This window comes from Aliivibrio sp. SR45-2 (genome assembly GCF_963890165.1).
GTDB lineage: Bacteria > Pseudomonadota > Gammaproteobacteria > Enterobacterales > Vibrionaceae > Aliivibrio > Aliivibrio salmonicida.
In genome coordinates this window covers 1-14,490 of the sequence record NZ_CAWPRC010000192.1, presented here as the reverse complement: position 1 = coordinate 14,490, position 14,490 = coordinate 1, and the positions used below count along the sequence as shown (strand labels likewise).

Annotated in this window: 14 protein-coding genes; 11 read left to right on the top strand and 3 right to left on the bottom strand. The window is 36.1% G+C overall.

Annotated elements, in window-relative coordinates; genetic code table 11:
- Positions 1-186 precede the first annotated feature (186 nt).
- From vxrA to mog, 6 genes are all read left to right on the top strand, one after another.
- Positions 187-1,599: a sensor histidine kinase VxrA gene (gene vxrA, locus AACV33_RS18285; RefSeq protein ID WP_096325319.1), complete on the top strand. Its 1,413-nt coding sequence runs from the start codon at positions 187-189 to the stop codon at positions 1,597-1,599.
- Positions 1,574-2,233, top strand: a complete 660-nt coding sequence (locus AACV33_RS18280) for a response regulator transcription factor (protein ID WP_017023207.1) — start codon at positions 1,574-1,576, stop codon at positions 2,231-2,233. Before vxrA ends, AACV33_RS18280 begins: the two co-directional genes overlap by 26 nt.
- A 1-nt stretch (position 2,234) precedes the next feature.
- Positions 2,235-3,137, top strand: a complete 903-nt coding sequence (locus AACV33_RS18275) for a DUF2861 family protein (protein ID WP_065612194.1) — start codon at positions 2,235-2,237, stop codon at positions 3,135-3,137.
- Complete coding sequence (locus AACV33_RS18270; RefSeq protein ID WP_023603949.1) at positions 3,134-3,289, top strand: YoaH family protein; 156 nt, start codon at positions 3,134-3,136, stop codon at positions 3,287-3,289. The genes AACV33_RS18275 and AACV33_RS18270 overlap by 4 nt, the downstream gene beginning before the upstream one ends.
- Positions 3,290-3,450: 161 nt before the next feature.
- A complete protein-coding gene (locus AACV33_RS18265) occupies positions 3,451-4,680 on the top strand; it encodes a conjugal transfer protein TraF (protein WP_182700519.1) in 1,230 nt (409 codons plus the stop codon).
- 68 nt (positions 4,681-4,748) lie between these two features.
- Entirely contained in the window at positions 4,749-5,285 is a 537-nt protein-coding gene (mog, locus tag AACV33_RS18260; protein ID WP_017023211.1) for a molybdopterin adenylyltransferase, read from the top strand.
- A gap of 30 nt (positions 5,286-5,315) precedes the next feature.
- On the opposite strand, the gene AACV33_RS18255 is transcribed toward mog, so the two are convergent.
- A complete protein-coding gene (locus AACV33_RS18255; protein ID WP_182700518.1) occupies positions 5,316-5,543 on the bottom strand; it encodes a hypothetical protein in 228 nt (75 codons plus the stop codon).
- A 492-nt stretch (positions 5,544-6,035) separates the two neighbouring features.
- Here AACV33_RS18255 and AACV33_RS18250 point away from each other — a divergent pair, with 492 nt between their 5' ends.
- Positions 6,036-7,988 carry a diguanylate cyclase domain-containing protein gene (locus tag AACV33_RS18250; protein WP_182700517.1) on the top strand — a complete coding sequence of 651 codons (1,953 nt, stop codon included), beginning with the start codon at positions 6,036-6,038 and terminating at the stop codon, positions 7,986-7,988.
- 256 nt (positions 7,989-8,244) lie between these two features.
- On the opposite strand, the gene AACV33_RS18245 is transcribed toward AACV33_RS18250, so the two are convergent.
- A complete protein-coding gene (locus tag AACV33_RS18245; RefSeq protein WP_182700516.1) occupies positions 8,245-10,929 on the bottom strand; it encodes a bifunctional acetate--CoA ligase family protein/GNAT family N-acetyltransferase in 2,685 nt (894 codons plus the stop codon).
- A 243-nt stretch (positions 10,930-11,172) separates the two neighbouring features.
- On the opposite strand from AACV33_RS18245, the gene AACV33_RS18240 reads away from it, so the two are divergent.
- Complete coding sequence (locus AACV33_RS18240) at positions 11,173-11,730, top strand: SPOR domain-containing protein (protein WP_012551955.1); 558 nt, start codon at positions 11,173-11,175, stop codon at positions 11,728-11,730.
- Positions 11,731-11,779: 49 nt separating this feature from the next.
- Complete coding sequence (locus tag AACV33_RS18235; protein WP_039799191.1) at positions 11,780-12,772, top strand: D-alanine--D-alanine ligase; 993 nt, start codon at positions 11,780-11,782, stop codon at positions 12,770-12,772.
- A gap of 15 nt (positions 12,773-12,787) precedes the next feature.
- Here the strand turns inward: AACV33_RS18235 and AACV33_RS18230 are convergent, their stop codons facing one another.
- Positions 12,788-13,705 (bottom strand): tyrosine-type recombinase/integrase, encoded by a 918-nt coding sequence (locus tag AACV33_RS18230; protein ID WP_182700515.1) that lies wholly within the window; start codon positions 13,703-13,705, stop codon positions 12,788-12,790.
- A gap of 165 nt (positions 13,706-13,870) precedes the next feature.
- On the opposite strand from AACV33_RS18230, the gene AACV33_RS18225 reads away from it, so the two are divergent.
- Both AACV33_RS18225 and AACV33_RS18220 read left to right on the top strand, forming a co-directional pair.
- On the top strand, positions 13,871-14,221 hold the full coding sequence (locus tag AACV33_RS18225; protein ID WP_012551952.1) for a DUF3319 domain-containing protein: 351 nt from the start codon (positions 13,871-13,873) through the stop codon (positions 14,219-14,221).
- A gap of 43 nt (positions 14,222-14,264) precedes the next feature.
- The coding region (locus tag AACV33_RS18220; RefSeq protein WP_182700514.1) for a stress response translation initiation inhibitor YciH at positions 14,265-14,490 on the top strand (226 nt) is incomplete at its 3' end.

Sequence of the window (14,490 nt, the reverse complement as noted above, 5' to 3'; positions counted from 1 at the left end):
TAAAATCATCGGTGGAAAAGTGTCAATGAAATAAAAGTCGCAGATGTCTCATTAAAAGAAAAGATTCGTATTCGATTCAATTTATAATATACTGATTCAATTAGCCTTTATATCAATCATGAATGCTAGCAACCATTAAGTAGGGGATTTACAGTGTTATATCAACGTCTTTTTATCTTCATACTTATGATGGTAAGTTTTTCATCAAACGCCGCTAGTTTAGCAAATAAGATTGATAGTTTTAAAAAAGAATTTCAGAAAAAAGACGCCGTTGAAATTTATGATATACGCTTGATTCAAAAGGAATACCCAACCGTTTTATTGTCTCCAGACACCTTGTTACCCCAAACTGCGTCGTACCCTTTTAAGTACATAAAACAGTTATATAAAAGTGCGAATAAGTGCAGTGGCCCATGGCCGGTTAGCCCATTAGTAGGTGAACCTTTAGTTCTTGTTAGAGCCTTATGCCAAGGGATTAAATTGCCTACAAGCTGGTTTGCACGATCTGGCATGATTCATCCTGGTGGCGGTTCTTATGCTTATCGTTATGCTCAAATGTATCCCTCACGTAAAGATTCATTGGCTAAGTTCATGCACATTAAAGAACGAGTCGTCGCGCCTAAAGGCACGTTATTGCACCATTTACAAACAATGGATGACAACGCGATTCGAGCGATCATTAGTGGTTCAGATACCATTATTGCCGATGGGCTTCTTTGGATAAGAAAAGGAAGTCGTTATTATCTCTATCCAATGAAGCTAAAAGAACAGAACCTGAATAAATTTGATTTAGAAATGTCCTTATTTCAACAAGATTCAAATTGCTATGTCCGAAATGGTAATGTGTGTTGGACAGAAAAAAGTGATTCTCAAACGTTATCTTACGTTGTGTTATGTTTAGTGTTCATCAATTTATGTTTGGCGATTGGTTGGGGTATTTCTCAGTGGAACAGCAAAAGAAGAGATATGAAAAGTCGAATGTTGGTTCTTCAGATATTAACGCACGAACTTCGTACTCCTATTGCAAGTTTGGCATTAACTGTTGAAGGATTTAGGCGACAATTCGAATCATTACCAGAGTCTTTATACGATGAGTTTAGGCGTTTATGTGAAGATTCAAGACGACTACGTCAATTAGCAGAAGCAAGTAAAGATTATTTACAATCTGACGATAAAGGATTTTCTACAGAGTGGATCCCATCGGTAGAGGAGTGGCTAGGTTATCGCTGTGAAGAATACAGAGAAGCCGTCACCTTTAAAATTAACTATGATGCATCAGTAAAGGTAAATATTTATTGGCTAGGTAACTGTATTGATAACTTAATCAGTAATGCGCACAAATATGGTGTGCCACCAGTGATATTAAATGTCACAATAGAGCCAAAGAAATTAATAATAGAAGTCATTGATAGCGGCTCTTTAACAAAAGCGAATTGGAAAGAACTTAAAACGCCATTTGTGAGCAAAGCTGGCTTAGGTTTAGGCCTAACAATTGTTGAGTCAATGATAAAAAGAATGGGGGGAAGCATGACATTGCAAGGCCCCCCAACCACATTTATTTTGGAGATACCGTGTGAAACAAACAATCCTACTTGTTGAAGATGATCGAAATTTAGCTGATGGCCTATTGGTCAGTTTAGAAGAAGCTGGGTATAACTGTATACATTCTGATAATGCAACGGATGTATCAAGCTTTTGGGCAGAGGCCGACATCGTTATTCTTGATCGCCAGTTACCAGAAGGGGATTCTTTAACTTGGTTACCTGAATGGAAACAAATTAAAGACATACCAGTGATTTTACTCACTGCGCTTGTTTCAATAAGAGATAAAGTGACCGGTCTTGATTCAGGTGCAAATGATTACTTAACAAAACCTTTTGCAGAGGCTGAGTTACTTGCTCGTTTACGTGCACATTTACGCTCTCCTGAATCAGAAGCTGAAAATAAAACGCAGTTAGTTGTGGGTGTACTTTCAATCGATACGTCAACGCGCGATGTCATCAATGGTAGTGACGCGGTAACGTTAACCCGTACTGAATTTGATCTATTATTATTCTTAGCATCCAACTTAGGTAAAGTGTTTACGCGTGATGAGTTGTTAGACCAAGTATGGGGCTATAATCACTTCCCTACAACTCGTACTGTTGATACGCATATCCTCCAGCTTCGTCAAAAAATTGTAGGGATTGAAATTGAAACCCTGCGTGGTGTTGGTTACAAAATGAAAGCGTAATATGTTGAATAAAAAAGTTGCGTTACTTTTAGGTTTTTTATGTATCGCTCACAGTAATGTGAGTCAATCTGCTGCGTGGTTTAGTGACCAATCAGCACTTTCAAGTGCGCATAAACAATTTTTAGAAGGTAATGCGACCAAGGGTTTTTCTACTGCTATTGAAGTCTTACAAAATACTACGGCTGATAATATTAGGCAGAATATAGACAAACTGTTGAGCGCCTCGATTTCTTCGAATTGTGGACGAGATTTATCGACGATAGTGATCCCTCATTGGCTCACATCGGTAAGTGTTCGACGAATGGTTATTCAAACCCCTGGTAGAGTACACCATAGGTTGCTTATTCAATTTGATAGTGAAAAAGACATTGCAGCATTGTCTTTTGTTCGATGGCCAGAAGAAGAGTTACTGATCAATCCAACAAAAACGGTAACACCGACACAAGATACCGATATTAATCAATATTCATATTCTAGTGAATCATTGAATAATAGGGTCAAAAATGGCTTATATAAATTGACCATTATTTCTAATGAGCCTAATGTTCAGTGGGATACTTGGATTGTTCTTAATACACCCAAAACGGAAATGGAAGTCTCTTGGTTAGGTAAGGAAAAATGGAAAACGACTCAAACGGGATTATTAAATAGAAATTGCCCATTACCTGAAATGGCTATCGGAATTTATGACCACCAAGATAATGAATATATTAAATTGTGGGAAGATCTGTATGAAGAGCGGTTCCCGCAAAGTTTACCTGAAACAAATGTACTACCCGGTAGTTATATTTTAAGCGTTTCTTTTAACCATAAGCGATTTCAAGGTCCGATTTCTATTCAAGAAATTCAAGCAATTACAAAAGTCATCAATTTCGGTGCAGAAGACAGTGTAGAGAGTAACTGATGTCAGATTTACCAACGTTAACCCATGAAGAGCAACAAAGAGCTGCTGAGCAAATTCAAGAAATGATGCGTCAAGGCATCAGTACTGGCGAAGCCATTAAAATTGTAGCGGAACAAATCCGTGCAGAGATAGCTGAAAAACAAAAGAAATAAACAATTAGAATAAAGATAAAGCCGAGATACAATATCTCGGCTTTTTTATGAAATGACCTTTCTAAATATGTCATTTTTTTGATAAAAGTTCGTTATTTTTCTTAAAGTAATCATTCAACGTGTCGATAAGATAAGTAGTTAATTATTTTAGGTTTATAAAAATGAAACAGTGGATAAAAATTGGCTTACTTTCGAGTACAGCACTCGCGTCAAGTCAAGTACAAGCAACCAACTTCAGTGTTGATGGCCGTATTGATGCGATGGGGGGAGCGGGTACTGCTTCTGCTGATTATTTAACCGGTGTTTTTTATAACCCCGCCCTCGTCGCTATTTATAGCCGTAAAGATGATGCTGGCTTATTGTTACCAAGCATTGGGCTTCAAGTTGTCGATAAAGACAACATGATTGATGATTTAGACAATTTAGTTAAAGCTTACGATAAATTAGATACAGCCGGAGCATCTCAAGCATTGGCCGATTTATCTGGTGACGCAGCACAAATCCAAATGGGTACAGCGATTGCTTTTGCTATCCCTAACCGTTACTTATCGATGAATTTCTTTGCTAAGGCAACATTAGAATCTGTTTCTATTGCTGATGTTGAAAAGCAAAATTACGGTTCAAGCATAGATCCTGCAATGGCGAATGTATTTGATATTAGTTATGCGACGGTTGATGCAGCAGCAATAGGTGTTGCCGAGTTTGGTGTTGCTTTTTCTGGCTATACAAACTTTTTAGGACAAAACTTTACTGTAGGTATTTCACCAAAAATCCAAAAAACGTATACATTTAACTACAGCGCATCAGCGGTAGATTTTGAATTTAAGGACATGAAAGATAACTATGAATCGGGTGATACTAGCTTAAATTTTGATGTTGGTACTGTTTGGTTTAATGGCCCTTGGCGTTTTGCTCTAGCAGGTAAAAATTTAATATCTCAAGAAATACAAACCAAAGAAACGTCTATAACGGTAGGCCTTACTGATGCCGATATTCGTAGACTTAGTGGAGATACTAGTTATACCGGCGGACCAGGAAAGCAAACACGCCTTAGACAATACACGTATAAGATGGAACCTATTTATACGGCAGGTATTGCTTTTATGACTAATTACTTTGTCTTAACCGCTGACGTCGATCTTAATGAACAAGAACGATTTGTAGAATTAGATGACAACATGCAAATGTTACGAGTTGGTGCTGAGTTTGATTTACTTTATCAAATTCAATTGCGCGGCGGTTTTAAGAAAGACCTCGCTGGTACTTATGATGATGCATTAACCGCTGGTATTGGTTTTTCACCATTAAATATGTTCCATTTAGATCTTGCTGCTATCTATTCAAAAGACTCTACTTATGGTGTTTCGGTTAATATGGCTTATGAATACTAATCTTTACTAGATAAATAGGTAACCACTTGTAATAATAGGGTTACCTTACTTAAGATAAGAATTGTATTATGACAGCAAAAGCAAAGATAGGCATAGTAACGGTAAGTGACCGTGCTAGCGTTGGTATTTATGACGATATTTCAGGTCCTGCAATTATAGAAACATTAAATGATTATTTAACATCAGAATGGGAACCCGTGTATGTGGTCATTCCTGATGAACAAGATATCATTGAAAAAACGTTAATTGAATTAACGGATAATGAAAACTGTTGTCTAGTTGTGACAACTGGCGGAACGGGTCCATCAAAACGCGATGTAACCCCTGAAGCTACTGAAGCAGTATGCGATCGTATGATGCCTGGTTTTGGTGAGCTTATGCGTGCCGAATCATTAAAGTTTGTTCCGACCGCTATCTTGTCTCGTCAAACTGCGGGTTTACGTAAAGATTCATTAATTGTTAATTTACCAGGGAAACCTAAATCTATTCGTGAATGTTTAGACGCCGTGTTCCCTGCAATACCATACTGTATTGACTTGATGGAAGGTCCATTTCTTGAATGTAATCAAGACGTAATCAAGCCGTTTCGTCCAAAAGCAAAATAAAAAAAAAGCCAACTCACTTGAGTTGGCTTTTTAACATCCTTTCTCTTTTCTCAACTTCATTAGTGCTTTTTTCTCTTTTAGCTTTTCTTTGTATTCCTTTCCATCACTAAAACTGAGTAATTTATTCACATGTGATAATGAACGGTTTAAGGTTTCACATCCTTTAGGTTGATGATACTTATAGTATTTAGCCATCGATTTTGCATGTATGTTTGGTGAAAACAGCAAAAAAATTAAAGTGTAACCAATAACCTTCATATTTATACCCCTTTAAAGTAATGAATATTACGTAGTCTACCCACAATTAGGGAAAAGTGGACTAATATGTGTAAGTTTTAGAATTATCTCTTTAATTAAAGAGCACTTAAGTAATTAACAATAATATAAGTGTTATGCAGATCACTTTGTAAGCTATTTTTGACTGTCATTATAACCGTATAGAGTATTTCAAGTTATACTTCATTAATTATGAACTGTGTACTACGAATATGAAAAACATAAGCGGTTATCAATGGTAGATCTTTATATAAATAAAAAATTATTTGGATGCTATGTATCATTGTTATTCACCAGTGTACTGATAAATACGAGTATTATTAAGTGTCATAAAAGAACCTATTTTGACTTTTCTGTTTTTTCTTACGATTCAGGTAAATTTTATATAATGCATACGAATACCCCTTGGTTTTCATTAGTTAAAGAGACGGATCAGCACCAAAAGGAACGCATCATAAAATGGGGGCATAATAAATGAAATGGATAGAGGGAGCCTCATTAAGGCAGAAATTATCATTTCCAATCATTGCCTTTACAATGATTCTATTTGTTGTATTTCAGGGCTATCATTACGTTAATACCTATAATATACAAAAAGATAACTTAATTAATCGAATTAAAGTATTAGGCAATGGTGTTGGCGTTAATTTACAATCAGCCTTACGGCTTAATGATGATATTGCAGCCACAAAAGTTCTTCATGCTTTCAGTGCAGACAGTGAAATTCTACAAGTATTACTACTTAAGAATGACGGGACGTCATTTGCTGAATATAGAAAAAACAATCAGGTTGCCCAAGCTCCAAATAAAGAGTTACAGCGTCGTCTTTCTGTGGATGGCTTTGCTATTGGAGACCATTCAGTTTACCTTTTTATGCCTGTGTTATTAAATAATGAAAAAATAGCAAGTATACGATTAATTGCATCCAAAGATGAATTAAATAGGACACGAGATGAAGCCTTAAATATTTCGTTTACTATGTTTGGTTTAATTATTGTTTGTGGGTATCTTTTTATTGTTAAAATTCAACAATGGATAATTACCCCAGTAACGAATTTAAATAAAGCGATGCAAGGGATTATAAATCGTGGAGAGTTTACTGTTAGGCCTTGTGTAACTATTCATGATGAAGTCGGTGACCTAATTTTATCATTTAACAAAATGGCGGATAGATTAGAAGAACGACAAAAACAGCTCAGTTTTGTTTTAAATAAAGTAGAGCAAGAAAGGGACTTTGGAGAGCAAATCATTACCGCAGTGCAACATGGATTGTTTGCCGTGGATAGACAAGGGAAAATACTTTTATCAAATGATGCATCAAAAAGATTATTTTCGACAATAACATATCATCATTTAGTCGATCAGTATTTTTTAGAGATTGTTAAGCCGGTAGAAAGTAAAACGCTTCTAACTATTATTGAAAATTGCACCGAAGTGGATGACGTATTAATCCAAACAACGAGCGGAAGTGCATTACAAATAACGACTAGAATATTAACAAATAAAAACGAATTGTTATTTTCTATCATAGATGTAACAGAAGCAATTAAAAGTCGTACTCAGCAAAAATTAGCGGCTAATGTATTTAAAAACAGCCAAGACGGTATTCTTATTTTTGATGTCAAAGGGAGCTTAACGCTGATGAACCCAGCATTTACGGAGATGTTTGGTTATGAGATGAGAGAGTTAAGCGATTTATCCATGAAAGTTCTATTTGATAGTTATCTCTTCACGACGTTAACAAATTTGATTATAGAGTCTTTATATAAATTTGGGCAATGGCATGGTGAAGTGTTAGAAACCAATAAATTTGGGGTGAAATTACCTCTTTATATAAAGGCATGCAAGATTCTAGACGACGAACAAAATGATCAAGAAAGTTATATTTTCATTTTTACTAATTTATCCGACATAAAAGAAAAAGAACGCTTAGATCACCTAGCGCATCATGATTTATTAACAGGACTTCCTAATCGTTCTAAGTTTTATAATGAGGCTAATCAATCACTTATTATTGATGGTGATGTAGGGTTATGCTATCTTGATCTTGATGGTTTTAAACATATTAATGATACTTACGGGCATGATGCTGGTGATGAAGTATTAAGAGTAATCGCAAAAAGATTAGAGAATATGGTCAGAGCTAAAGACATAGCATGTCGACTTGCCGGAGATGAATTTGTCTTGTTCATTAATCCTGTAATCGATAAAAATCAGTTAATTGAATTGGCTGATAAAGTCATCACTTCAATCCAGTTACCTATATATCATCAAGGTACCATTTTATTTGTAGGAGCAAGCATTGGTATTACCATCGCAACTTATCAAGAAAACAGAAATCTGGATAAATTGCTAAAAGAATCAGATCGTGCGATGTATGAAGCAAAGCTTTCAGGAAAAGGGCGTTACGCATTTCATATTATGTGACAAAAACTTAACAAATTTGAGTGAAAGCTATTTAACTTATTATTTAAAATGTTATATTAGGCCGTCATTCACTTTTAAGTTAAATAGGATTATGTAATGGAAATTTTATTATTGGTTGCTTTTGTCATCGCGGGCGCAATTATGGTAAAAAGAGAAAAGTCAGAGCAATCAAAATAATATAGATATCCCTTTAAAACACATTTTTATATCTATTGTAAACCAAGATAAATAGTTAATTTATCTTGGTTTTTTATTTTTATCTCTGCAAATTTAATGTCATATCAACAACACCATCAGCCATCTGAACATCAATCAAGAATCCAAAAGACTGCGCAAGACCGATCATTCCTTGATTAGAAGGCATTGTCATACCCGTCATTATTCTCGTACCATGCTGTTTACTGTAATTAATGATTTTAGTCATGAGTATCTTGCCCAATCCTAACCCTTTTAAATCTGATCTCACTAAGACTGCAAATTCAGAATTCACATTGTTTGGATCAGAAAGGGCTCTAACGACAGCTAAAATGACTTCTTCACCATCAATCTGTTTTGTGGCAACAAAAGCCATTTCACGATCGTAATCAATTTGAGTAAAATTCGCGAGAGCTTCATGATTAAACTCACCGACCTCAGAAAAGAAACGCTTATATAAATCGTCATGAGAAACTAGGGAAATGAAGTGTGCATGTTTCGGTTCATCTTCAGGAAGAATAGGGCGAAGTAAAACACTTGAGCCATCTTTCAATTTCGCAAATTCTTCAAGCTCATTTGGATAAGGTCGAATTGCGAGACGTTTATGAATATCCCCACTAAAATGTTGAACTTTCATTGATGAATCAACAATTGTCAGATCCATTCCAGAAATAAGCAAAGGATGGATATCTAACTCTACAATTTCAGGACAATCGAGTACCATTTGGGATAAGCGAACAAGAAAGGCACTCAAGTCAAAGATACTCATTTTATTTGGTGTATTTCTATGTTGAATAATGTTTTCTTTAATGGCGTATTTAATTAAGTTCTCAGCAAGAGCCATGTTTAATGGAGGCAGGGCAACCGCCGCATTATTATTGAGATCCCATTCAGATCCACCTTCCCCCAATAAGATCACAGGACCAAAGACGGGATCTTGACACACTTTAATTCGTAATTCTTGAGATCCAGAACGAGTTGCCATTTTCTGTACGCTTAAACCAGAAACTCTTGCTGCTGGGTAGCTTAGCGACACTCTATCTATTATAGATTGAGCCGCGTTAATCACTTCTTCACGTGTATTTAAGTTTAACATAACCCCCTGAACATCGGACTTATGGGCAATATCTGGAGATCTTAATTTTACAGCAACAGGGTAACCAATTTTATCGGCGACATAGGCTGTTTCTACTGGTTCTTCAGTGATCCAAGTATCAAGCGTTTTAAATCCATAACATTCATAAAGCGTTTGAACTTCATGAGTATCTAAACTAACAATATTTTTAGTTACGCAGTTATCTAACCATTTTCTTGCCATTATGGCATCGTGTTTACTGATATGGCCGGATGAAACGGGCGTTTCTATCAGTAATTTTTGATTTCTATGATATTCAACAAGATGCAAGAATGCAGAGACACCACTTTCAGGAGTTCTATATGTTGGTATTCCCGCTTCTGTAAACAATAAACGGGCTTCTTTAGAAGAGGTTTCTCCAGACCAATTGGTCAAAATAGTGAAATGAGTCTTTCTTTTATGATCGCGAATTAATTTGATCAACGTTTTGGCTGTTTTTTCTGCATTAGAAACGGCAGAGGGGCTGTGCATAATTAAAAGTGCATCACAATCTTCATTATCTAATACGGCATTAACCGCATCACAATATCGTTTTTCATCAGCATCTCCACCAATATCAATAGGGTTTGAATGGGACCAATTTTGAGGTAATACATCATTTAATTGAGATATCAGTTTCTCACTTAGATTGGCTAACTGTCCTCCTTGCTGCATCAGGCTATCTACTGCCATAATTGCGGGACCACCGCCATTTGTGACAATCGCGAGGCGATGACCTCGAAAAGGAATAGGGTGTGCAAGCGTTTCAACCGCAGCAAACAATTCATGAGTATTCGATACACGAAGCATACCTGCGCGTCTTATTGCTGCATCATAAACAGCATCTAAACTTATCTCGCCATGAGTGTGCAATTGAGCCGCTTCACTTCCAGCGACAGATCGCCCACTTTTAACTACCAATATACGGCGATTTCTTGCCGCCGCCCTTGCAGCAGACATAAAGCGTCGAGCGTCTTTGATTGAATCGATATAAAGTAAGATAGCTTCTGTTTTAGAGTCAGTGCAAAGCGTGTCAAGTAGCTCGCTAAAATCAATATCAAGCCCATCTCCCAGTGAAACAAACGCAGAGAATCCAATGTTTTTCTCATTGGCCCAATCTAATATCGTTGTACATACCGCAGCTGATTGAGAAATAAAAGCAATGTTCCCTTTTTTTGCATTAATAGGTGAAAATGAAGCATTTAGGTTTATCCAAGGAAGAATAATCCCGAGGCTATTTGGCCCCAAAATACGCATATCATATTTGGTTGCGATACGTAATGCTTGAAATGGTAATGGCTCGCCAATGCCATTGGAGTGTAAATTCATATCAGAGGATAAAATAATAACGCATTTTACGCCTTTCCTCCCTAATGCTTCAAGCAACGCTATATTCCGTTGAGAGCTTGTACAAAGCACCGCAAAATCAGGGGTAATCGGGAGCTTTTCTATTGAATCATAAGCGAGAATCCCACACACGGATTTATAATTCGGATGTACGGGCATTATAGGACCATCAAATCCACCTTCTAAAAGGTTTCTCATGACAATATGCCCAGCTCGATTAGAGTGAATAGAAGCACCAATAACGGCAATTGATTGAGGACGTAAAAGCTGTTTCAAATCCGACATGTTTACTCCTTTTATTTCTTTATAAAGAATAAGATAGCTGAGTAAATTTGATTTGACTGTCTTAATGTGAATAAACAAAAGATAGCGCACAAAAAGGACTTAATTTTAGTTAACACCAAGGTATTTCTTGGTGTTGAGCACAAAGATAACAGTTATTTAAGTGGTTTTATGGTTTGTACTTGATTGTGAGTAGCATCAAGTGCAGAATTAAGGCATCAGCATGACTATAAATGTGAATTTAAAATGAAAAGAATCATTCCGATTACGTTAACCGCGCTACTTGCCGGGTGTACCAGCAGTTCGTACACAACAAATATTACAACGGATTCATCAGAAGAAGTGTATCAAGTTACTCAACCGATTGAGCAAGAAGACACAACATTTGATGAGACTGAAATTACAGTAGCCTCTGAGACTGAGAAACCAGTAGTAAAATTGACACCTGAAGATGCGGTAGTTGAATCATCTGACAACGCAGTGAAAATTTTACCACCTACATCAAAGCAAGATGAAATGAATAACCGTTATGGGTATACACTTCAAATCTTAGCGTTGAGCCGTAAAACAGATTTATCTTCATACGCTGCAAAATTGCAGGGTGAACAACCAGTATGGATGAATAGAAAAACAGTAAACAACATGCCTTGGTATACCATTTTATATGGTGACTTTTCTACACCGGCAGAAGCACGAGAAGCCATAAAGCAGCTACCTGCTGAGATTCAGGCTTATGGTCCTTTTGTTCGTAGTATTAAAAGTATTAAAAATTCAGAAAACCCTGAATTACATAAATTAAATTAATTTTAAATAGGTGCAGTTAATTGCACCTTTTCTTTTTGCAGAAGATATTATGACTCACATTCTTTTACTTTGTGGCGGTAGCGGTACTGAACATGAAGTTTCATTGGTTTCTGCCAATTATATAGCCCAACAACTGTCTGAACTCAATACATTTCAAATCACACATCTTGAGATTAAAGATGGCAGTTGGTTTCATATTGAATCTGGTTTGAAATATGAATTACGCTCAGACAAAACGTTACTTTGTAATAATGAAGCGACAGCCCCTGTTGATTATGTAGTTCCCTGTATCCATGGTTACCCTGGTGAAACAGGCGATATCCAATCAATGCTTGATATGTTCGCAATTCCTTATTTAGGTTGTAACGCAGAAGCAAGTACAAACAGCTTTAATAAGATAACATCGAAGCTTTGGTACGACGCGTTAAGTATTCCAAATACGCCGTATTTATTTTTGACTGAAAACAACCAAACCACCCATGATGAGGCATTAGTTGCTTTTGACCAATGGGGCAGTTTGTTTGTCAAAGCGGCATGCCAAGGTTCATCCGTTGGTTGTTACCACGTAACGTCAAAAGAACAAGTAGTTGAAGCGGTAAACAATGCATTCACTTACTCAGAGCAAGTATTAGTAGAAAAAGCAGTCAAACCAAGAGAACTTGAAGTTTCAGCTTATGAAATTGATGGCGAACTTTATACTACTTTACCTGGTGAAGTTACTGCTCCTGATGGTGCTTTCTATACGTATGAAGAAAAATATGGCAGTGGTAGTCATTCAACCACAACATTAGACGCTAAGAATTTAACCGATGAACAAATCGAGTTAATCAATAAATACAGTCGAAAAGTATTCACTCAAATGAAATTGAAAGACTTATCTCGCATTGATTTTTTTCTTACCGATGAAAACGAAATATACTTGAATGAAGTGAATACCTTTCCAGGTATGACACCAATCTCAATGTTTCCAAAATTGTTAGAACATAATGGCCATTGCTTTAAAACCTTCTTGCAAAAAGCCATACTGAACGCATTAAAATAAAACAAATAGCCTGATTTATATCGGGCTTTTTTTTGTTTGAAATATTTTCTTCTGCTCTTCAGAGCGCTTAGTTTGACCTATATATTGATTCGGCATCGCCGGGCTTATCCAACGACCCATTTCTTGAATCTCTTGAATTGAATATCCTTTCTTTGATAGTTCTTTTGTTGCCCCAACACGAGCAGAAAGGCCTGAGAAATTAACCGTATGATTTAATAATATATTCGCACGTCTAAAGATACGATAAATCGAAGAGTCATTGAGATGGTTTAATGAGAGGTTTTCATGACGATCCATTGATCGAAATAGGTAACCCTCTAGAATTTGTGATGCTTCTAACCACCTAGTTAGTAACTGACTTATTTTGATTGAAAGCGGATAATAATATTCTTTCATTTTAATCAACCCCAAACCTTCATCATTAAAACTAACGTCCGTAACTTTCAAGTCTCTAAGTTCCCCACGTTTTAATAATAATTCGAACATTAAATGCCAGATCGCTAGGTCACGAATGTCTTTCAATTCAACTGACTCAGAAAGCTGATACTCTAATTTCTTCAGCATTTGAGATGTTATTCCTTCGGTCTGTTTACTGTCATCTTTTTTTGCCAGCCTAATGCTTCCAAGGGAGGCTTTAACTTGTGCATTTTTTGTTGGATCTTTAAATTCAAACGCGATGTGAATATGAGAAATTGAAATTAATGACCGACGAATAGAAGACATTTTCTTTTCTTTCGCTTGTTTCTCTATAAATATACGAATTGCAGTAGTCGAGGCGGGTAGAGCATTCACTTGATGAAGTTGACAAAAATGAACAAAATTAACCCAATCATTTTTAAATGAGACTAAACTATTATCTGAATAGTCTTTTTTCAACATTGACTGTAATTCTTGAATTGTTAATTCATCATTTAAAAAAGTAACGGTATTCATGATGTTTACCTTATAGTAACTAATCTAATGCACTATAACACGATAGTTTAATCCACATAAGATCACGGTTCTCAGTTTTTAATGTATTTTAACTAGAAAAAAGGCACTATTTATTAGATGCTTAATCTATAAATTATCATCAACATCCAAACAAGAGTAATGAGTATGCATAAATCATTATACAGAGGATTTTTCATTGAGAACAAAACAGGAATCCCTGATGGTTGGAAGGTCTTGATTAAAAATAAAGTGCTACAAGGCCACTTAAGTGCAGTAAAGAAAAGCATTGATTGGTGGAATGAAACCGGCTCTATTATTCAACCGAAAGAATTCGGTGATATGGGTGAAGCGACTCTCAATGAGAAAAAAAGCAAAACTCAAACAGAAGAATATAAAGGTTATGCTTTAAAAAATGACACTGGTGAAATGAAGGAATGGTATTGCCTGTACCAGGGGAAATTAGCAAAAGGCAGTATCAAAGCAATAAAAACCTTTTTGGATAAACGAGTAAAATAATTTACAATCAGTCTATTACGAATTTATTCATATCGAGATTATTATGTCTTTAGTATATTCAACAGATATCGGCCGCATTAAACAAGAAGAACCTAAACAAGAACGCCCCAAAGGTGATGGAATTGTTCGTGTACAACGCCAAACTAAAGGCCGGAAAGGCAAAGGTGTTTGTATTATTTCTGGGTTAGATATGGAAGATGCTCAATTAAAGTTATTAGCAGCTCAATTAAAAAAAGTATGTTGTTGCGGTGGCGCGGTTAAAGATTGTG